This window comes from Lawsonibacter celer, assembly GCF_014281125.1.
In the GTDB taxonomy this organism is placed as follows: Bacteria; Bacillota; Clostridia; order Oscillospirales; family Oscillospiraceae; genus Lawsonibacter_B; species Lawsonibacter_B celer.
The window spans coordinates 570819-590620 of record NZ_JACOEA010000001.1; the positions used below are offsets into that span (position 1 = coordinate 570819).

General features: G+C 57.7%; 21 protein-coding genes and 5 tRNA genes. 4 read left to right on the top strand and 22 right to left on the bottom strand.

Annotated elements, in window-relative coordinates:
- Window positions 1-94 precede the first annotated feature (94 nt).
- The 10 genes from H9Q75_RS02725 to H9Q75_RS02770 form a co-directional block, all read right to left on the bottom strand.
- On the bottom strand, window positions 95-1330 hold the full coding sequence (locus tag H9Q75_RS02725) for a hypothetical protein (RefSeq protein WP_186564616.1): 1236 nt from the start codon (window positions 1328-1330) through the stop codon (window positions 95-97).
- Window positions 1327-1872: an RNA polymerase sigma factor gene (locus H9Q75_RS02730; RefSeq protein ID WP_186564617.1), complete on the bottom strand. Its 546-nt coding sequence runs from the start codon at window positions 1870-1872 to the stop codon at window positions 1327-1329. The genes H9Q75_RS02725 and H9Q75_RS02730 overlap by 4 nt, the downstream gene beginning before the upstream one ends.
- 406 nt (window positions 1873-2278) lie before the next feature.
- Window positions 2279-2352: transfer RNA gene (locus H9Q75_RS02735), tRNA-Cys, on the bottom strand.
- A 43-nt stretch (window positions 2353-2395) separates the two neighbouring features.
- Window positions 2396-2471 (bottom strand) — tRNA-Gly (locus H9Q75_RS02740).
- 98 nt (window positions 2472-2569) lie between these two features.
- Window positions 2570-2645: transfer RNA gene (locus H9Q75_RS02745), tRNA-Phe, on the bottom strand.
- Between the two features lie 3 nt (window positions 2646-2648).
- Window positions 2649-2725 (bottom strand) — tRNA-Asp (locus H9Q75_RS02750).
- Between the two features lie 39 nt (window positions 2726-2764).
- A tRNA-Val gene (locus tag H9Q75_RS02755) sits at window positions 2765-2840 on the bottom strand.
- Window positions 2841-2933: 93 nt separating this feature from the next.
- Complete coding sequence (gene hslO, locus H9Q75_RS02760) at window positions 2934-3812, bottom strand: Hsp33 family molecular chaperone HslO (protein WP_186564618.1); 879 nt, start codon at window positions 3810-3812, stop codon at window positions 2934-2936.
- A gap of 3 nt (window positions 3813-3815) precedes the next feature.
- Window positions 3816-4562 (bottom strand): class I SAM-dependent DNA methyltransferase, encoded by a 747-nt coding sequence (locus H9Q75_RS02765; RefSeq protein WP_186564619.1) that lies wholly within the window; start codon window positions 4560-4562, stop codon window positions 3816-3818.
- A complete protein-coding gene (locus tag H9Q75_RS02770; protein ID WP_186564620.1) occupies window positions 4552-4860 on the bottom strand; it encodes a YerC/YecD family TrpR-related protein in 309 nt (102 codons plus the stop codon). Before H9Q75_RS02770 ends, H9Q75_RS02765 begins: the two co-directional genes overlap by 11 nt.
- A 140-nt stretch (window positions 4861-5000) precedes the next feature.
- On the opposite strand from H9Q75_RS02770, the gene H9Q75_RS02775 reads away from it, so the two are divergent.
- Together H9Q75_RS02775 and H9Q75_RS02780 are read left to right on the top strand one after the other, a co-directional pair.
- The gene (locus H9Q75_RS02775; RefSeq protein WP_186564621.1) at window positions 5001-5684 is read left to right on the top strand and encodes a DUF3298 and DUF4163 domain-containing protein; all 684 of its coding nucleotides are present in this window, start codon (window positions 5001-5003) and stop codon (window positions 5682-5684) included.
- Window positions 5685-5840: 156 nt separating this feature from the next.
- Window positions 5841-7118 carry an adenylosuccinate synthase gene (locus tag H9Q75_RS02780; protein ID WP_186564622.1) on the top strand — a complete coding sequence of 426 codons (1278 nt, stop codon included), beginning with the start codon at window positions 5841-5843 and terminating at the stop codon, window positions 7116-7118.
- A 45-nt stretch (window positions 7119-7163) separates the two neighbouring features.
- Here H9Q75_RS02780 and H9Q75_RS02785 read toward each other — a convergent pair whose 3' ends face one another.
- From H9Q75_RS02785 to H9Q75_RS02795, 3 genes are all read right to left on the bottom strand, one after another.
- Window positions 7164-8012, bottom strand: coding sequence for a beta-keto acid cleavage family enzyme (locus H9Q75_RS02785; protein ID WP_186564623.1), 849 nt, complete (start codon window positions 8010-8012; stop codon window positions 7164-7166).
- A 29-nt stretch (window positions 8013-8041) separates the two neighbouring features.
- The gene (locus H9Q75_RS02790) at window positions 8042-8950 is read right to left on the bottom strand and encodes a beta-keto acid cleavage family enzyme (protein ID WP_186564624.1); all 909 of its coding nucleotides are present in this window, start codon (window positions 8948-8950) and stop codon (window positions 8042-8044) included.
- Between the two features lie 66 nt (window positions 8951-9016).
- Complete coding sequence (locus H9Q75_RS02795) at window positions 9017-9841, bottom strand: N-acyl homoserine lactonase family protein (protein ID WP_186564625.1); 825 nt, start codon at window positions 9839-9841, stop codon at window positions 9017-9019.
- A 299-nt stretch (window positions 9842-10140) separates the two neighbouring features.
- Here H9Q75_RS02795 and H9Q75_RS02800 point away from each other — a divergent pair, with 299 nt between their 5' ends.
- Complete coding sequence (locus tag H9Q75_RS02800) at window positions 10141-11556, top strand: sigma-54 interaction domain-containing protein (RefSeq protein ID WP_186564626.1); 1416 nt, start codon at window positions 10141-10143, stop codon at window positions 11554-11556.
- A gap of 132 nt (window positions 11557-11688) precedes the next feature.
- Here H9Q75_RS02800 and H9Q75_RS02805 read toward each other — a convergent pair whose 3' ends face one another.
- The 9 genes from H9Q75_RS02805 to H9Q75_RS02845 form a co-directional block, all read right to left on the bottom strand.
- Complete coding sequence (locus H9Q75_RS02805) at window positions 11689-12066, bottom strand: desulfoferrodoxin family protein (RefSeq protein WP_186564627.1); 378 nt, start codon at window positions 12064-12066, stop codon at window positions 11689-11691.
- A gap of 15 nt (window positions 12067-12081) precedes the next feature.
- The gene (gene rbr, locus H9Q75_RS02810; protein WP_186564628.1) at window positions 12082-12735 is read right to left on the bottom strand and encodes a rubrerythrin; all 654 of its coding nucleotides are present in this window, start codon (window positions 12733-12735) and stop codon (window positions 12082-12084) included.
- A 68-nt stretch (window positions 12736-12803) separates the two neighbouring features.
- Window positions 12804-13592: a DUF134 domain-containing protein gene (locus H9Q75_RS12940; RefSeq protein ID WP_186565003.1), complete on the bottom strand. Its 789-nt coding sequence runs from the start codon at window positions 13590-13592 to the stop codon at window positions 12804-12806.
- 135 nt (window positions 13593-13727) lie between these two features.
- Window positions 13728-15017, bottom strand: a complete 1290-nt coding sequence (gene guaA / locus H9Q75_RS02820) for a glutamine-hydrolyzing GMP synthase (protein WP_186564629.1) — start codon at window positions 15015-15017, stop codon at window positions 13728-13730.
- Window positions 15018-15104: 87 nt separating this feature from the next.
- Entirely contained in the window at window positions 15105-16199 is a 1095-nt protein-coding gene (locus H9Q75_RS02825) for a threonine synthase (protein ID WP_186565004.1), read from the bottom strand.
- Window positions 16199-16570, bottom strand: a complete 372-nt coding sequence (locus H9Q75_RS02830) for a RidA family protein (RefSeq protein WP_341480901.1) — start codon at window positions 16568-16570, stop codon at window positions 16199-16201. The genes H9Q75_RS02825 and H9Q75_RS02830 overlap by 1 nt, the downstream gene beginning before the upstream one ends.
- Window positions 16571-16665: 95 nt before the next feature.
- Entirely contained in the window at window positions 16666-18024 is a 1359-nt protein-coding gene (gene brnQ, locus H9Q75_RS02835; RefSeq protein ID WP_186564631.1) for a branched-chain amino acid transport system II carrier protein, read from the bottom strand.
- Window positions 18025-18326: 302 nt separating this feature from the next.
- A complete protein-coding gene (locus H9Q75_RS02840; RefSeq protein WP_186564632.1) occupies window positions 18327-18728 on the bottom strand; it encodes an MATE family efflux transporter in 402 nt (133 codons plus the stop codon).
- Window positions 18729-18731: 3 nt separating this feature from the next.
- On the bottom strand, window positions 18732-19328 hold the full coding sequence (locus tag H9Q75_RS02845; RefSeq protein ID WP_186564633.1) for an MATE family efflux transporter: 597 nt from the start codon (window positions 19326-19328) through the stop codon (window positions 18732-18734).
- Between H9Q75_RS02845 and H9Q75_RS02850 the strand changes: the two genes are divergently transcribed.
- A complete protein-coding gene (locus H9Q75_RS02850) occupies window positions 19327-19680 on the top strand; it encodes a TetR/AcrR family transcriptional regulator (RefSeq protein ID WP_186564634.1) in 354 nt (117 codons plus the stop codon). The two genes, H9Q75_RS02845 and H9Q75_RS02850, sit on opposite strands and share 2 nt — an antisense overlap.
- Window positions 19681-19802: the final 122 nt, after the last annotated feature.

A 19802-nucleotide genomic window follows, 5' to 3' on the forward strand; every position in this document is an offset into this window, starting at 1 on the left:
CGCCCCATAAAACGGTCCGCCCGTCTGATCGCCTCCGGCTTGGGGAATTACAGTTTTTAAATGCCGCCAAGGCGGAGGGCACATGCCCATACCTTCAGGTATCACTTCCTTCCATTGCGGGGAAAGTGTACTTAGTATCGCCAATGGTAATGGACTCTGCCGCACCCAAATCAAACGCCTGCTCCGGCACAAACTGATAGATCTGCATCCCGTCCCATATGGCATCTGAATCCGCATCCTCCGATGCCACCCAGACTCCGGCATAGACCCGGGGCATTTTCTCAATCAATACCGAGCTTCCGTCCCTGTAATTCAGAACCGCCCCCTGCAGAACTTCGTTGACACTTACACTCCAGCTGCCGCAGAACATCCGCCTGACCAGAACGCCCTCCAGCTCCGGAATCACTGGCAGGTCAGAGGCCTTTTCCAAATCCAGCAGCAGGCCGGCATTGGATGCGTCTGCCCAATCTTCCAATGTGGGGGTCTCAAGCGCCACCTCAATATACCCCGCGCAGATTGTAATCCGGTTGATCCTGCCCTCCGACGTATAGTCTGGGATATCGGGCATTCCGGGGCGCGAGCCCCAGGCCGCTTCAAACTGGGCCCTGGTGTTTTTAACGGCCACATCTGCCGGACAGCTGAGCATCAGGCTGTCTGTCACCGGGATCGCAACCGTACCGTATGCGGACGACTCCTTTAGGTTGTGCGTCAGGGTCAGCGTTAGTTCGATTTGTTCCACCTCTTTGAGGGCTCCCCCATGCACATACACTTTAACCAGTGCCGTCTGGGTCTCCGGGTCATAGCCAGTCTGTTCTGTGTGGTAGGTGCATCCCAGGCCCACGGGAGAAGTCCCACCCAGATCCCACTCATACTGTGGGGAGTCGTTCCCGGCCAGGACTGCGGCAACCTCCTCCGGGACCGGCGAAGCCGCGATATAGGCATAGAGCTGCTCTCCGGAGCACATGGTGGCCAGAAGCGCTGCCTGTCTCTCCTGCTGCACCCCGTCCATCCTTTCTATGTCGCCATATTCTCTCCACTCTGCAATAGGTGTCTCCTGTGAAATGCCCATATCCTCTCTGGCCGTATCCCACAACGAGGCTACAAGCGCAAACACTGTTAAGCAGCAGAGAGATACAATGACAGCCGCAGCCAGCAGGATCCGGAAAAGAGGTCTGCGGGTACGTGCCCGCACCATCGGCTCCTTTTGTCTCTGCTTCCATTTGCCCATAGTCAACTCCTTGATTCTAGAGGCGGAGAGCGGAGTGTCATCATACAATTCCACGCCCTCCTCCACATATCCGTCCAGCAAATCGGAGATATTGCGTTTCATGTGTCCGCTCCTTCTCTCGTCAATTTTTCTTTTAATTTCATCCGACCCCGTCTCAGCTTGGTTTTCACTGTGGATTCGTTCAGGGCCATGGTGCGTGAAATCTCCTGTACCGACTGCGCGTAATAGTAGTGGCGGAGAAATACCTCCCGATCTTCCTCCGGTAAGGAGTCCACCGCCTGTCGGACCAACCGGCGCTCTTCGCCGCGCTCCACATCCTCTGTAGGGTCGCTCATCCCCGGGATATCCAACACGACTTCTTCCAAAGGGATTGCCCGGCCAATTTGCCGCAGTTTGTTTTTGGCCTTGTTTCGGGCTACCGCCCCGAGCCAGCCTTTTACATGGCCGTCCTCCAGATCTGCCGACTGAGTCCATGCGGCCAGAAACACATCGGAAACCACTTCCTCCGCATCCTCCGGCGACATGGCCCCCCGAAGGATATTCCACACGACAACAGACACATAGGATACGTAAAGCTCCATAAGAGCGCTGAGCCCGGAGGGATCGCCGGCCTTTAGCTTTTGTAATATGGTCGCTTCTCTCATAAACGGCCCCCAACTTTCCTGAAAGCTGCTTTCACTCATAATATCACACCCGGAACACCCCAGGTTTCATCCATGGAATACAATTTCTGCACAGCGCATCCCCGCAGGCCCCAAAATGTACTTTGCCCGGACAGGCGAAATTCCCTGCGGAATCTATAAAAAGCACCACACCCGACAGGGTGTGGTGCTTTTTATGGCCTGTGCAAACACTATAGATGCGGCAAGAACTGAGTCCCACACGGTGGGGCGACGTCTCTGCGCCGTACAGGCGGTTTTGCCGGAGGCGAAACCCTTGGCGCAGTGCGAATTCACTTCGCCCGAGCATGGGAATCACCGAAGGGTGGAGGCGGCCAAAGGCCGCCGGAACCCAAAAAGAAAGACACGCTTTTCAGCGTGTCTTTCTTTTTGGAGGCGACACCCAGACTCGAACTGGGGGTGGAGCTTTTGCAGAGCTCTGCCTTACCACTTGGCTATGTCGCCTTATGGATAACAGGAGCAAAAATTTGCTCCTGTTATCTTTTGTTGGAGCAGGTGACGAGGCTCGAACTCGCTACCTCCACCTTGGCAAGGTGGCGCTCTACCAGATGAGCTACACCTGCATCTCAGTATGCCACTCTATGCACACTGCAACGCAATGTTTCCTGCTGTGCTGAAAAGGCGGCCTCCGGAGGATACCCGCGGGTATCCTCCGGGACCTTGGTGCCTCCGGTCGGAATCGAACCAACGACACGAGGATTTTCAGTCCTCTGCTCTACCAACTGAGCTACAGAGGCAAATGGCGACTCGGAAGGGACTTGAACCCTCGACCTCCGGCGTGACAGGCCGGCGTTCTAACCAACTGAACTACCGAGCCAAACACGGTAGGGGGATCGTAAAAGACCGCATAGGCGGCTGGTGGGAACAACAGGGCTCGAACCTGTGACATCATGCTTGTAAGGCATGCGCTCTCCCAGCTGAGCTATGCTCCCTTGTCTGCGGCTCATGGTCGAGCAGCGAAGATTATTATACTAAAGCCGCCCCATGTTGTCAACACCAAAAATGAATTTTCCCTTATTTTTTCCTCACAGGGCGGCCAGCAAAGCCTCCAGCTCGGACCGCTCAAAGTGGTAGACCTTATCGCAAAACTGGCAGGAGAGCTCTGCTCCCCCCTGCTCCGCGATCAGGGACTCCAGTTCCCTCCGTCCCATGCTGATCAGGGCCCGCTCCACCCGCTCACGGGTGCAGTAGCAGCGATATTCCACCGGTGCCTGCGTCAGCACCTCCAGCGTGAAATCCTCCAGCACCTGTTCCAGCAGCTGCCGAACGGTTACTCCCCGGTTGAGGACATCGGTCACCGATCCCACCCGGGACACCCCACGCTCCACCGCGGCGATGACGCTCTCATCCGCGCCGGGCAGCAGCTGGATCAGATAGCCGCCGGCACACAGGACAGACTGATCCTGATCCGCCAGCACCCCAAGGGCGCAGGCGGTGGGAACCTGCTCGCTCTCCGCGAAATAGGCGGTCACATCCTCGGCAATCTCACCAGATACCAGGGGCACGGTTCCCACATAGGGCTCTTTCAGATTCAGGTCCTTGATTATGGTCAGAGCGCCGTCCGTGCCCACGGCGCTCCCCACATCCAGCTTGGCGGGCCCACGCAGAGGCAGCTCCACCGCCGGGTTCTGCACATAACCTCGCACATTGCCGTCACTGTCCGAGACCGCGGTAATCGCCCCCAGAGGACCGCCGCCCTTGATCCGCAGGGTCACAGAGCCCTGCTCCTCCTTCAGCTGATTGCCCATCATTGAGCAGGCCATCAGGCTGCGCCCCAGGGCCGCCGTCGCCACGGGCAGCGTGCGGTGAATCTGCCGGGCACGCTCCACCAGCTCCCGCGCTGAAATTGCCGCAGCTTTGATGGGCGCGTCCTTTGCCAACACCCGAATGATTTGATCCGCCATATGCTACAAGTCCTTTCTTGCCGTAAAAAAGACGCGGCCCTCGCCCGGCTTGGGCCGGCGCATCTTCAAGTCTCCATACTGTCTGATCTCCCGGAAGCCCGCCTGGCGGAGCATTTCCTCCAGCTCCTCCAGCTCATAGGCGTATTCCTCGTGGACCTCTTCTCCCCGGCTCCACCGTCCGTCTGCCTCCAGCCGGAAGACATCCATCCCATAGGTGCACACGCGCCTGCGCCTGGAGTACGACCCCCGCCAGACACAGTAGACGTCCTCGGTCTCGTCCAGGAATATCTGTCCATCCATATTCTTCAGCTTCTCCGGGGTGTTCACATCAAAGATAAACACCCCACCCGGCATCAGGAAGAGATGGACTCTCTGAAACGCCCGGGCCAGCTTCTGCGGCTTAGTCACATAATTCACGCTGTCCAGACAGCACACACAGGCGTCAATCGTGCCGTACAGGTCCAGCTTTTCCATGGACTGGTGGAGAAAAATCGGTGCTTCTCCCGGCAACTCCCGGCATTTTTCCGCCGCCTGGAGGAGCATCTCCTCCGACAGGTCCGCCCCAATCATCTCGTAACCCCGGCGCGCCAGCTCTGCCGTCATGCTCCCTGTACCGCAGGCCAGATCCAGCACGGTGTGGACCGGACATTTCGCCGATGCAAAGTGCCGCTCCAGATAATCCGCCCAGCAGACATAATCCACGTCCGTGGTCAGCGCGTCATAGCAGCCGGCCAGAAATTCATACGCCATGGCCCTGATGTCTCTCCTTCACCCGGGGCAGAACCGCGTGATACCCCTCCGCGCCGTATTGGAGGGCACGGTTTACCCGACTGATGGTAGCGCTGCTGGCCCCTGTTTTTTCGAGGATGTCGTTATAGATCATTCCGTCATCCAGCAGCATAGCCACCTCAAAACGCTGCTCCATGGCTTTTAGTTCGGCCACGGTGCACAGATCAGAAAGGAAATTCCGGCACTCTTCCACATCCTTCAAAGAGAGGATCGCCTCGCACAGCAGGTCGCTCCGCGCCCGCCTGTCGTCTTTCGTCATGGGTTATCGACCTCCCTATCTATCTTGTGAATTTCCTTTATATTTTATCAAAGTGATGTATGAAAGTAAACCACTTTTTCACTCTTTTTTCAAAACGGCATAGGCTGGACTGAGTCTATTTTCAGCGGAGGTGCGGGAATATGAAAAAAGCTCCTATGGCGGCGGAGGCAATCTCCATCGAGACCGAGGTGTGGAAACGCGTCTTGTGCTGGGAAGACGAGCCCATACTCCATCTCTCTCTGCAATTTCCAAAGCTGCCCGACACACCCCCCGGCTTGCGGCGGATCGGCCGGTATTACCACCAAATCGCCGAGCAGTGGAAGAGGCGCTGGGAGGGCCGTCTCTACGCCCAGGCGCAGGCCGCCGCCCGATCTGCCCGGGAGGCCTCCCACCTGTTCCGCAGCTGGGAAGCCCGTCTGACCTATTCCGTCACTTACCAGCAGGATGGGCTTCTTAGTCTGTATCTCGACGCCTACGAATACACCGGAGGGGCCCACGGCCTCACCGTGCGGCACGGGGATACCTGGCAGGTTCCCGAGGGCACGCCCCGGGCGCTGCACACCTTTTTCCCCCCGCACAGCCGCTGGCGCAGGCAGATCTTCTCGGAAATCTGCCGTCAAATCGAGTCCCGGGTCAAAGCCGGCGACTCTCTCTTTGCCGACGACTGGGAGCACCGCCTGGCCCCAGCCTTTGATCCGGAGCACTTTTATCTCACTTCTGAGGGCATCTCGGTCTTTTTCCCGCTCTATTCCATCGCCCCCTATGCCGAAGGCATCCCAGCGTTTCCTATTCCATTTCCCGGGGACCACCCTGCTCCCGCATAAGTCCCTCGCCTTTTTTGCCCATTTTCTGCATTCAATGCCTTGCAACCGGGCAAAAGCCGCGCTATAATATCCTTGCTGTGTCCCGCCGCGCTGTGGGCATGGCAGTTGCGCGCGGGAAAAGGCCAATGTGCGAATCCCCGCGGCAGGAGGAACGCTATGGTCAAAGCAATCGTGGGCGCGAACTGGGGCGACGAGGGAAAAGGCAAAATCACCGACATGTTCGCCGAACATTCCGATGTGGTCATCCGCTTTCAAGGCGGAGCGAACGCAGGCCACACCATCATCTGCGACTATGGTAAATTTGCGCTTCATCTGCTCCCCTCGGGGGTCTTCTACCCCCACACCACCAATATCATCGGCAACGGCGTAGCGCTGGACGTGTCGAAATTCATTGCCGAGCTAAAGGCCCTGGAGGACGGCGGCGTCCCCGCTCCCAACATGATCGTGGACCAGCGGGCCCAGCTTCTGATGCCCTATCACGTGCTGCTGGACACCTATGAGGAGGAGCGTCTGGCCGGCGCGGCCTACGGCTCCACTAAGTCCGGTATCGCCCCTTTTTATGCAGACAAATATTCAAAGATCGGTATTCAGGTGGCGGACCTGTGGAATGAGGAGCGCCTCATGGGCCAGCTGGAGCATATCTGTCAGCTCAAGAACGTGCTGATGGAGCACCTGTACCACAAGCCCTTGCTGCAGCCCAAGGAGCTGTTTGATCTGCTGATGGGCTACCGGGAGGCGCTGGCTCCCTATGTGGGCGACGCGGTGACCTTTGTACATCAGGCCCTGGCCGAGGGCAAGCAGATTCTGCTGGAGGGCCAACTGGGCTCCATGAAGGACCCCAACCTGGGCATCTGCCCCATGACTACCTCTTCCCATACCCTGGCCGGGTTCGGCACCGTGGGCGGCGCCGTGCCCCCCACCGCCATTGAGGACGTGGTAGTGGTCTCCAAGGCCTACTCCTCCGCCGTGGGTGCCGGCGTGTTCACCAGTGAGCTCTTCGGAGAAGAGGCGGAGGAGCTGCGCCGCCGCGGCGGCGACGCGGGCGAGTACGGCGCCACCACCCACCGCCCCCGCCGAGTGGGCTGGTTTGACGCGGTGGCCACCAAGTACGGCTGTATGGTACAGGGGGCTACCCAGGTGGTGCTCACCGCCATCGACTGCCTGGGTTATCTGGACGAGATCAAGGTCTGCGTGGGCTATGAGATCGACGGTAAGGTCACCGATCAGTTCCCGGTTCCCGCCCTTCTCGACCGGGCCAAGCCGGTGTATGAGACGCTGCCCGGTTGGAAGTGCGACATCCGCGGCATCACGGATTACAACGCCCTTCCCCAACAGGCAAAGGCCTATGTGGACTTTATTGAGGCCCGCATCGGCTATCCCATCACCATGGTCTCCACCGGCCCCAAGCGCCATGAGATCACCCACCGGAAATAAGCATAGAAGCAAGGGCCTCCGGCAGATGCCGGAGGCCCTTGCTGTTTAAAACACCTTTCTGGTCAATCCATAGATCTCCCGCGCCTCGTCCGGCGTGGCAGGCTCCAGATTGTTTAGCTTCAGCAGCTTGACTGCGCGCTCCACCAAATCCACATTGGACTTGGCCAACACGCCGCGATCCAGATACAGGTTGTCTTCCAGCCCCACCCGAAGGTGGCCGCCCATAGCGATGGTGGCCATCATAATAGGCAGATGGCCGGAGGAGATTCCGCAGGCGGCCCAGGTGGATCCCTCCGGCAGAATGCTCTTCAGGTGGACCAGATTCTCCACGGTGCTGGTCATACCGCCGGCACAGCCCAGCACAAACTGATAATGGCAGGGCGCCTTGAGCACTCCGGTTTTCATGTAGTAAATGGTGTTGTAGATCATGCCGGCGTCAAAGACCTCGATCTCCGGCTTCACATTTACCTCTTGCAAGGCATGGCCCAGCTTCTCCAGAAAGCGGGGATGGTTCTCAAAGATGGTGCGGTTCTGCCAGTTCAGCGTTCCGGCATCATAAGACGCCAGTTCGGGCAGCAGCCGGCGGATGGGGTCAATTCGGTCCTCATCCACGCCGTCCACTGTGCCGGAGCTGGTGATGTTGAGGCACACGTCGCAGTCCTTATGGGCGCGAATGCGCTGGATGGTTTCCTCGTAGAGCTCATAGCGGATCGAGGGCGTCCCATCCGGCTCACGGACATGGATATGCACAATGGCAGCCCCCGCCTTCCAGCAGCGATAGGCTTCTTCTGCGATTTCTTCCGGCGTATAGGGCACCGCAGGATTCATGTCACGGGTGGGCCAGGAGCCGCACAGGGCGGCGGTAATGACTCTCTTTTTTCTCAGATCTGCCATAATGATTCCTCCTAACAATACAATAAAGATCAGATTCCGAGGATGGCGCGGGCCTCGTCTGGCGCAGCAATCTCACGGCCAAGCTCGTTGGCAATACGAACCATCTTTGCAATGGGTTCCGCATTGGACTTGGCCAGCTTTCCCCGGGCGATATAGAGGTTGTCCTCCAGTCCAACACGGACGTTGCCGCCCTGGATCATGGCAGCGGTTGTAATGTCGAACTGCTCCTTTCCCGCTGCGGCGCACGACCAGACGAAATTACCTTCCCCCAGCACCCTGATAGCCGTATTGAGCAGAAAGAGCAGATTGTCCATGTTGGCCGGGATTCCGCCCATGACGCCGGTTACAAACTGCAGATAGACCGGTGCCTTCAGCATCCCCCGCTTCAGAAAGTAGGCCACGTTGGAGAGCATGCCGACCTCATAGATCTCAAACTCCGGCTTGGTGCCGTACTGATTCATCAGAGCGATGTACTCCTCGATGTCCTTAAAGGTGTTGGCAAAGGGGACTTGATAGGTATTTTTGACAAAGGGAATCTCCCAGTCAAACAGCGGCTTTTTAATCTTATCGGCAATGGGGGCAAAGCAGAAATTGACCGAGCCCGCATTGCAGGAGGCCAGCTCCGGTTTGGCCACAGGCAGGGCAGCCAGACGCTCTTCATTGGTCATGCCGATGGCACCGCCGGTGGTGCAGCCGATCACCACATCGCATTGGGCACGGATCCCCTCCACTACCCGGCGCATCAGCTCTGGATCTCCGGTAGGCTGGCCTGTCCCCGGATTGCGGGTATGCAGGTGGACCACCGCCGCACCCGCATGATAGGCAGCCACAGCCTCGTCAATGATCTGTTCCGGCGTGATTGGCAGATAAGGCGACATACTAGGGATGTGGACCGCGCCGGTGACAGCCGCGGTCAAGATCACTTTCTTTACGGACATATATAGATCCTCTCTTTTGTGCACCCGGGCGGCTTGCCGCCCGGCATTGAGCCTTTCTCAGCGTATTCAGCCGAAGCTGTGGCGATTGATGATCCAGGGATCGTGGCCGGTGAGATACCATTTAGGGTCGAAGTCCTCAGCCAGGCATTTCAGCTTGTTGTAGCTGTCAAAGGCGGCATAGTGGTCATAAATCACGCTGTTGAACAGGTAGGGCATCATCTTGTCCGGCGCAGGGGTAATATCAATGATTTCCCCGCCCAGCAGCTCATACTTGTCGCTCTTGGGGAAGAGGGACAGGTAGAGGTGGGGGATGTCTCCGGTCAGAACGTAGCGGCCCTCAGCGGTGGGCACCACAATGGCCATGGAGCCAGAGGTGTGTCCGGGAAGTTTATACAGCTCCAGCCCATTGGGCAGAACCATGTCTCCATCCAGCATGTAGATATTCTTCAGCTGCTTCAGATCGCCGGGCGTACGGGCGTCAAAGTCCTCCCGGATCATCTGGGTAGGCAGCGGATTGAGCAGATTGGCATACTCGTCCTTCTGGAAATAGGTCTTGGCCTCCGGGAAAAGCAGCGCACAGCCGGCGTGGTCATTGTGTAGGTGCGTATAAAGCACCGTGTCAATATCCTTGGGGGTCAGGCCCTCCTTCTCCAGAGACTCCAGCACATACTTGCTGCCGCCCTCTGCCGGGCAGCCGCCCCAGGCCCTTCCGTCCACAATGTGATCCTCATGGATGCCGGTATCAACGACAACGTTCTGCTCTCCATTCTGCAGCAAATAGCCCGTATAGGGAAAGTCAATAATCAGGTCCGGGTCGAGCCCGGCGGCCAAATTTCCTTTTGGAACTGTGATCTTGCCATAGTAAAGCGCTTTAATTTTCCATTCCTTCATGTTTTTGCTCCTTTCTCTCGTTCCATTGCATGTCGAAGGATGCTTATGCCTTAAATCATGCAATCCGGATGCCAACTATCTGCCAGCCTCGTTTTCCCTTCTGCCGCAGCGCTTTTGTCTCTCTGCACGTCATAAGAAAAAAATTGATTTGTATCTTTTTGTATACGTCTTTTTCCATTTTCCCTGCGTTTCTCCCCTTTTTTACTTTTGTATCTAAAAGTATACGTCTACTTTTCTATACACCCCCGATTGACAGGTGGTCCGTCCTCCGGTAGAATGGAGCAAAGGAGGGATTTCTCATGGCTTCCACCCACCTGCTCAATCACTTTTCCCGGGAGCAGCTTTTTGACCTGCTCATTAATCAGCTGGAGGGGTTCATTGTCTCCGATGCCCAGGGGCGCTATGTCTTCGTCAGTCAGCGCTGGACCGATTTGATCGGGCTGTCACTCAGCGATGTAAAGGGCCTCTATGTGCATGATGTCACCCCGGACACCCGGGTGGATCAAGTCCTGCGGGACGGCAAATCCCGCTCCGGCGAGCTGGTCACCGTCCACAACAACCGCGGAGAAGAGCTGCATCTGCTGTGCTCCTATACGCCTTTGTTCCATGAAGGCGAAATCATCGGCTGCTTTACGGTGGCCTCTCTTCAGGGCATGGATGAGTTTATGGGGTTCTCCGCCAAGACAGACGAGCTGTTTCATAAGCTCAATTATTATCACAAGGAATTGGCCGAGATCCAGGGCGCCAAGTACTCCATTGCCAATATCATCGGAAGCAGTCCGGGGATTTACGCCTTAAAGACCGCCATCCATCAGGCTGCGCGCTCCGCCTCCACGGTAATTATCCAGGGTGAGACCGGTTCGGGCAAGGAATTGGTCGCCCATGCCATCCACGCGCTCAGCCCAAGAGCCGCGCAGCCCTTCATCAAAATCAACTGCGCCGCCATTCCCTCCGAGCTGCTGGAGTCCGAGCTGTTCGGCTACGCCTCCGGCGCCTTTACCGGCGCCAGCCGGCATGGGAAAAAGGGAAAATTTCAGCTGGCGGACCGCGGGACGCTGTTTCTGGATGAGATCAACCAGCTTCCACTTCAGCTTCAGCCCAAGCTGCTGCGCGTGCTCCAGGAGCGCGAGGTAGAGCCTGTGGGCGGTGTGGAGACCATCCCGGTGGACTGCCGCATCATTGCGGCCAGCAATGTCCCGCTGGACCGACTGGTCCGCTCCGGCCAGTTCCGTGATGATTTGTTTTACCGGCTGAATGTGGTCTCCATGGAGGTGCCCCCGCTCCGGGAGCGAAAAGAGGATATCCCCGCAATTGCCGACTATCTTCTGGAACGGCTGAATACACAGCTGGGTATGGCTGTGCCCGGCATCTCCGGGCAGGTAAAGGATCGGCTGAAGGAATACGATTGGCCCGGCAATGTACGGGAGCTGCAAAATGTGATCGAGCGGGCGATGAACGCAGCTTGGATGGATACCTTGACCTGGCGGCATTTTGAGGGATACTTCCAACGCAAGTCCCTGCGGCCGGACCAGCATTCCGGCACAGGTGCCGCGACCATCCGCCAAGCCAAAGAGCAGGCTGAACGCCAAGCCGTGATTCAGGCGCTGCACACCTCCTGTGGAAATCGAACGGCAGCTGCAGCGGCCTTGGGCATTACCCGGGCAATGCTCTACCGCAAGCTGCAGAAATACGGTCTGGAGGGCTATGGAATATAGAAAATTCGGAGGTGCCTTATCGGAGGCACCCCCGAATTTCTTGTTGTACCAGTGACTCATGGTACGATCTCTCTGCGTGAAATATAAAACGCCTGCCGGTTGACACCAGCAGGCATTGCGTATCCCTGTTTGTTACACTTCGGCCATCCAAAGGCCGTGGAGATTGCAGTAGGCATAGACCGCGACCGGCTTTTCACTGCCGATCCGGAACTCCACCTCAGGCGCGTCACCGGGATTCAAGGCCTTGCGCTGACCGCCGTTTTCCGTCTGGAGGTACACCCACTGGATGCTGTGCTCCGGAATCATGGGATGGGGCACGGAGCCGACGGAAACATGGACCACGCCGTCCTTCACCGCAACAACAGGCAGGTGCTTTTCACCGCTGGCTTCCACCGTGTTGGGAACCAGGGCTTCCATCTTTTCACCGCAGCAGACCACAGGAACGCCTGCGTCATGGATCATGCCGATGAGGTTGCCGCAGTGCCGGCAGATATAAAATTTCGTTTTCATGATAAAAGCCTCCTATCAATAATTTTCTTTCCGAACTTCAAAGTAGCTCTGGGGATGCTTGCACACGGGGCACACGTCGGGCGCCTTAGTGCCAACCACAATGTGGCCGCAATTGCGGCACTCCCAAATCTGCACATCGCTCTTTTCAAAGACAGCCTTGGTCTCCACGTTCTTCAGCAGGGCACGATAGCGTTCCTCATGGCTCTTCTCGATGGCCGCCACGCCGCGGAACTGCTCCGCCAGATCGTGGAAGCCCTCCTCATCTGCCTCACGGGCCATACGGGCATACATATCGGTCCACTCCGCATTCTCACCCTCGGCGGCATGGAGCAGATTCTCAGCGGTCTCCCCCAGTTCGCCCAGTGCTTTAAACCACAGCTTGGCATGTTCCTTTTCATTCTCCGCAGTCTGAAGGAACAGGGCCGCAATCTGCTCAAACCCCTGCTTTTTTGCCACCGAGGCAAAGTAAGTATATTTATTGCGTGCCTGCGATTCGCCGGCGAAGGCCTCCCAGAGGTTCTTTTCCGTCTTTGTGCCTGCATAGGGACTCTTGGGCTCCTCAACCTTTACAAAGGCGCTGGCGGGCTGCTTGCATACGGGGCAGGTGAAATCAGCGGACAGGGGACCTTCGTGGACGTAACCACAGACAGAACATTTCCATTTTTCCATATTTTTCCCTCCAATAAATTGATTTTTAGTCTCAGCCTGGATTCCAGACTGCTGCTAACAAAAATAAATTATGTGCCGCAGGGGTGCTCGCCGCAGCCGTGTTCCCCACAGGTATGGCCATGACTGTGCCCGTGCCCCTCCTCGTGATGGCTGCACGCTGCATCGGGATCAAAGTGAAGGTTCCCCTGCAGCAGGGCCTCCACCGCCTGATCCGCGTTCCCCGATACACCGCCGTAAACTTGAATGGAAGCCGCATCCAGCGCACTGCGGGCTCCGCCTCCAATTCCACCGCAGATCAGGGTATCTACCTGCTGGTCCCGCAGAAATCCGGCCAGAGCACCGTGACCGCTGCCGTTGGTATCCACTACAGCGCAGGCAGCTACCTTACCCTGTTCTACTTCATAGATTTTAAAGTGTTCCGTATGGCCAAAATGCTGAAATACCTGGCCATTTTCATAGGTGACTGCGATTTTCATGGGTTCCCCTCCTGTTGGTTGTTGTCGTTTTGTTGTGCGGCACTCGGGATACTTTGGGCAGCCTGCACCGCCGCAGGTCGATTCTGTTCCGTCACAAAGCCGGTAGTTTCCCCCCTCAATCCGCAGCGGCAGGCCCTCCACCAGCATGTCCGCAATCTTTTTACGGGCGTCGGTATAGATCTGTTGCACTGAAGTCCGGGCGATCTTCATATAGGCACCGCACTGTTCCTGGGAAAGCCCCTCTTTATCAATCAGACGCAGCGCCTCGTACTCGTCAACCCCTAAAATGACCGGCGGCTGATTCTCCGCCCCATTGGCAGGCAAAAACTCTGTATTTCTCGGAAGAGAACAGACCTTTCTGCATTTTCTTGGTCTGGGCAGCATGCTCACCCCTTGTATTTTTGACATATGCCACTTATGCTTCTATTATATTCTCTTTCCGAAATCTGTCAAGGGGATAGTTGGAAAACCCCAAAAAGCGCTGACCAGACACAGGCCCGGTCAGCTCTTTATAAATTATTCCCACTCGATTGTGCCAGTCGGCTTGGGCGTCAGGTCATAGAGGACTCGGTTGATCCCCTTCACCTCGCTGGTAATGCGCGCGGTGATCTTCTGCAGCAGAGCAAACGGCACGTCCTCCACCGTGGCCGTCATGGCGTCCACAGTATTGACCGCCCGCAGGATACAGGGCCACTCGTCAGCGCGCTTTCCGTCGCGCACGCCCACAGACTTCAGGTCGGGCACCACGGTAAAATACTGCCATACCTTGCCCTCCAGGCCGTTTTCGGCAAACTCTTCCCGCAGGATGGCGTCGGCCTCCCGCACCGCCTCCAGCCGGTCGCGGGTGATAGCCCCCAGGCAACGCACCCCCAGGCCCGGGCCGGGGAAGGGCTGGCGGTAGACCATGGAGTCGGGCAGGCCCAGGGCCTTGCCGCAGGCGCGCACCTCGTCCTTGAAGAGCATCTTCAGGGGCTCTACCAGCTCAAAGTCCAGGTCCTCGGGCAGGCCGCCCACGTTGTGGTGGCTCTTGACCGCCTTGACGGTCTTGGTGCCCGACTCGATGATGTCCGGATAGATGGTGCCCTGGCCCAGGAAGGCGATGCCGTCCAGCTTGCGGGCCTCCTCCTCGAACACCCGGATGAATTCCGCGCCGATAATCTTCCGCTTGGCCTCCGGGTCGGCCACGCCGGAGAGCTTGTCCAGAAAACGGTCCACCGCGTCCACATAGATCAGATTGGCGTCCATTTCGTCCCGGAACACCCGGACCACCTGCTCCGGCTCTCCCTTGCGCAGCAGGCCGTGGTTCACATGCACACAGGTGAGCTGTTTGCCCACCGCCTTGATGAGCAGCGCCGCCACCACAGAGGAGTCCACCCCGCCGGAGAGGGCCAGCAGCACCTTTTTGTCCCCGACCTGCCGGCGGATGAGCTCCACCTGGTCTGCAATAAAGTTCTCCATGTTCCAATTGGCCTGGGCGCCGCACACGCCGAAAACGAAATTGCGCAGCGCTTCCATGCGCTCCGCCTCATCCGCCGGCCAGGGCTTGTCCCCCTTGTGGTCGGCCAGAAGCACCGGGACCGGCGCGTTGTAGATTTCCTTCGCCGCATCAATCTCCACGCCGTCCACTACGCGGTTGGGGCCTCCGTTGAGGATAATGCCCTTCACATTAGGCAGGGCGGCCAGCTCTGTTGCGGTAATATCATGGGGATAGATTTCACTGTAGACGCCCAGGGCTCGAATTTCACGGGCCAGGCGGGGATTTTCCTCGCTGCCCAGATCCAGTATCAGAATCATGTCCTGCTTCATTGCAGTTCCTCCTGTTCATTGGTATAGGATATCCTACCATAGTTCGCCTTTTTTCGCAAGACACACCCCAGCGGTCCAACCATTTCTTTAATGGTCGGACTTCAGCCCTGCGCCGCACATGGTGATCAGGCAGTCGGAAATCGGGCCGTGTAGGCGGCGGTAGTGCTGGTAGGCAGCATAGTTGGCCGCTGTGGTGTGCTCACAGTAAATGCCCTGTCTGGCCAGTGCGGCCCGGGCCTCCAGAATGCCTTCCTCCGGCACCTGAATCATCTGTACATGATAGCGATAGATGTACTCCAGTATCTCAGCCCCCCGCATAGGCACGCCGATGGCGATTCCCTCCGCCAAGGTGGGCTGGGGCTGTACCCGCGCCGGCTGGGCGGCGTGCTGCTCCACCGCCTTTGCAAAAGGCGCGCAGCGCTCGCTCTGGATGGCGACCAGCTGGGGCATGCGGGAAATGGCCCCGCCGGCGAGCAGCTCCTCCAGCGCCTTGATCACGCCGAGGAACAGCGTGCCGTTGCCCAGGGGCACAAACAGGTACTCCGGGATGCGGTGCAGCTGCTCATAGGTCTCATAAATATAGGTTTTGGTACCTTCATAAAAGAAGGGGTTGTACACATGGCTGGCATAGTACCTGCCCCCTTCCCTCACCGCTGCCCGGCAGACGTCCGCGCAGTGGTCCCGGCTGCCCTCAATCACATGAATCGCCGCTCCGTGGGCCTGGATCATGTCGATCTTTTTGGGGGAAGTACCCTCCGGCACATAGATGTCACAGCGGATGCCCGCCCGTCCGCAGTAAGCCGCCACGCTGTTCCCCGCGTTGCCGCTGCTATCCTGGAGCACGGCGTCCACGCCGATGGACTTGCAGTGGGCAATCAGGACCGCCGCGCCTCGGTCCTTATAGGACAGTGTAGGCATGAGGTAGTCCAGCTTCAGCATTACATCCCCGTCCAGCGGGATGATGGGGGTCATCCCCTCCCCCAGTGTTACCTGCTTCCAGGCGTCGTCCTCCAGCGGGAGGAATGCCCGATAGCGGAACAGACTCCAGGTGTCCCGGTCAATGAGGGACTCGTCGAACTTCGGCGCCTGAAAATCCAGCTTCCACAGGCCGCCGCAGCTGCAGGCCGCCTGTCTGGTGCGGGTGCTCTCCCGTTTTCCGCATTTGGAGCAGACAAATTCCATCACTTCCTCACCTCCGCAACCGCTTCGATTTCAACCAGACAGCCAAAGTGCAGGGACGCTGCCGGCACCACAATCCGCGCGGGCCGGTGCGGGCCGAAGTAATCGGCATATACCCGGTTGATCTGGTCCCAATGGGCAATATCCGTCACATAGACTCGGCACTGCACCACATCCTCACGGCCGCAGCCCGCCTCACGAAGCACCCGGTCCAGATTGGCCAGGGCCTGCTCCATATGGGCCTCCACACCCCCCTGGGGCAGCTCCCTGGTATCCGGGTCCAGGGACAGCTGTCCAGACACAAAAAGCAGCCCATTGGAAATTACGCCAGGGGAATAATGGCCGCCGTTCGGGGCCCTGTATTCCGGTTCCACCCGTTTCAAGGTTGGTTCGCCTCCCCCAAAATTGCAGTTTACACACGTTTCCCCTATGATATCATACTTCCTCCCACCCCACAAGAGGCGCGTTCCTACCCCTTTCCCAGGCGCTTCCGAAGGGCCCGGCAGAGCAGCCCCGCCCCGAGCCCCAGCAGCGCCGGGCAGATCCAGCCCAGCCCCAGAGAGAAGAACGGGAGAATCCGTTCCGCCGCCGCCACCAGCCTATCCAGCCGTAGGAAGGCCCGCGTCCCCGCCGGCAGGGCCTGAAACAGGTCGAAAATGGCCGCCGCCAGCGTAAATACCGTGACCAGGCGGTAGACCAGAGGATCGTTCCCCCAGAGCCTCCCAAAGAGCGCCAGGAGAATCAGCGTAATCGCCAGCGGGTAGAGAAACAGGAGCACCGGAAGGGAATAGGCAATAATGGCGTTCAGGCCCAAGTTGGCGATCAGGAGGGAGACCACGCAGAACAGCACCGCCCAAGCCCGGTATGATGGTCCGCCCGGAAACAGGGCCGCGAAGGCCTCTCCACAGCTGGTAATCAGGCCCACTGCCGTCTTGAGGCAGGCCAAAATCACAGCCGCGGCCAGAATCAGCATCCCGATCCGGCCGAAATAGTGCCCGGCGATTACCGCCAGGGTCTCTCCCCCGTTTGCAGCCAGTGGGTAGATGCCCCTGCTCTCCACCCCTGCCAGGGTGACCGCCAGATAGATCACCGCCATCAGCGTGCAGCTGAACACCCCCGCCCGCACCGTATTGCCGGCCACCGCTCCGGGCTCCGTAACACCCAGTGCGCGCACCACGTGAACCACCACGATGCCGAAGGCCAAACCGGCCAGCGCATCCATAGTGTGGTACCCCTCCAAAAAGCCCTTGAAGAAGGCTCCCGAGGCATAGGTGGCCTCCGGCACAATCGCGTTGATTTCCCCCATGGGCCGCACCAGAGCCGTTATCACCAGCACCCCAAGGGTCAGCAGGAAAACCGGGTTGAGTACCTTCCCCACCCAGGTGAGGATTTTACCCGGCCGCAGGGAAAAGAAGAGCACCAAGGCGAAAAAGACCAGCGTAAATATTCCTAAAAGGACGCGCAGGTCCGCCCACTCCGTCAGCATCGGCGCAATACCTACCTCAAAGGACACGGTGGCGCACCGCGGAATGGCAAAAAAGGGTCCGATCGTCAAATAGAGGGCACAGGTAAAGAAGGTTCCATACCGCTTTCCTACCCGGCTGCTCAGATCAGCCACGCCCTCGCTGCGGCTAATCCCCAGGGCCGCCACACCCAGAAGCGGGAGCCCCACGCCGGTGATCAGAAAGCCGGCCACTGCCTGCCACACATTGCGTCCGGCCATCTGTCCCATATGCACCGGGAAAATCAGATTCCCAGCCCCAAAGAACATGCCAAAAAGCATGCTGGTAATCGTAACCGTCTCTCTCCAAGTCAATCGCTTCTTCAACGCTCCGCTCCCCTCTTTTTCGCCCATGGTTCTTAATCAAGCGCTTGGACGACAAAGCCTCCTCATATTTCCCATCAAATTCAAAGGAGCTTGGCTGCACTGAAATATGAGGAGGCGGCTTCGGTCTTTTATTTTTCTAGTGATACCACAAACATGAAGCGTTTCGTGGTATATTGGCATCGTCCGCGGTTCCGCCCGCAGGGCGGGAGCGGATCGTGCCGGACAGTCGGTATAATAGCCGCTTTACGGCTATTATACCACGCAATGGAACTGTTTTCAACGCGCCGCGGAAAGCGGACGCTTTAATCCGCTTCAACGCAGAGCATCTTCCTCCAGACAATCAGATACATGGTAAGGTAGCAGGCGCTTGCGCTGATTACATGGGAAATGGTTTCTGCCAGAAACACTCCATTGACACCCAATCCGCCGACCCTGGGAAGGTGCAGGATCAAAAGCACCATAATCAAGATTTTACGAAATGTGGAGAAGAAAATCGCCTCCTTTGACCTTCCCAGGGCAACAAAGGGAAATTGTCCGGCAAATTGGAAGGACTCCATCACAAGGCAGAGGAAGAAAAGATGCATGCCCGGGATGCACGCCTCCAACAGTTCCGGCTCGCTGTTGAACAGCTGCATAAACGCGCCGGGAAACAGCATAACAGCCGCCCACGCCAGGATGGTAAAGCCCAGGCACACAAGTGTCATGATTCAGATTCCCTGCTTAACCCTCCCATAGGCCTTCGCACCATAATTATAGCCCCGCACCGGCTGTGAGTCGCTGGTCAGCCCCGTCAGAGGCGTATACACAATCTCCCGAATGGATGTGAGCACGGTCATCACGCCCACATGCAGATCTCCGCCATACCGGGCCAGGAAGGCGTTGGAAACGATCTGCACCACACTGGTTGAGAGATACATAACAAATCCGGAAAGCCCCAGGGCAAGGATGCGCTTCAGATATTTTACGGAAATGCTCATGGCCCGGAAACTCAGGCGGAGCAGCGCCCGTTTCCCTGTGAGGAATTTGAGCACCCACGCCGCAGATACCCCTTGGGAAAGGATGGTAGCAAGGGCGGCTCCGGTTACCCCCATGTCAAGTCCGCAAATAAAAACCGAATCCAGGATGATATTCAGGACCGCACCGATGAGCACGGTACACATCCCTGTCCTGCCAAAGCCCTGGGCGTTGATAAAGCTGTTCATGCCAAGGCTGATCATGACAAATACGGTGCTGGCCGGATAGACGGTCAGATAAGAAGCCGCATAGGGCAGCGTCTGGACGCTGGCCCCGAACAGCTGAAGCATGATGAACAAACACACAGAAAAACAGGAATATGTGCTGCAAATTGTGTTGCGGACCTTTCTCTGGTATGGGTTCAAAAAAACCTCCATGGACGACATCGCCAAGGCCGCCGGGTTGACGCGCCAAGGCCTGTACTTTCATTACCGCAGCAAGGATGAACTCCTGCGCGCTTGTGTGGAGAAGGCCCTTTTTGACGGTCATAGAGCGGTCCATCTTGCGTTGAGCGCCGCCCAGCTGCCGCTTGAAGAACGGCTTTACCGCGCATTGGGCACCTGGTTTAGCGGCTATGTGGGATTGTTTACCCCTGAGCTGATTTCTAACTGGGAATTCCACTGCAGCAGAGTCATGGGATAAGCGTTGGAGCAGAGCAATGCCCTATCCCGTCAAAAGCTAATGACAGTATGTTAGATGCCTCGGACTTGTATTCAAAGGCTGCGGCGGAAATTCTCTATATCTGCAGTCAAAAATGGAAACAC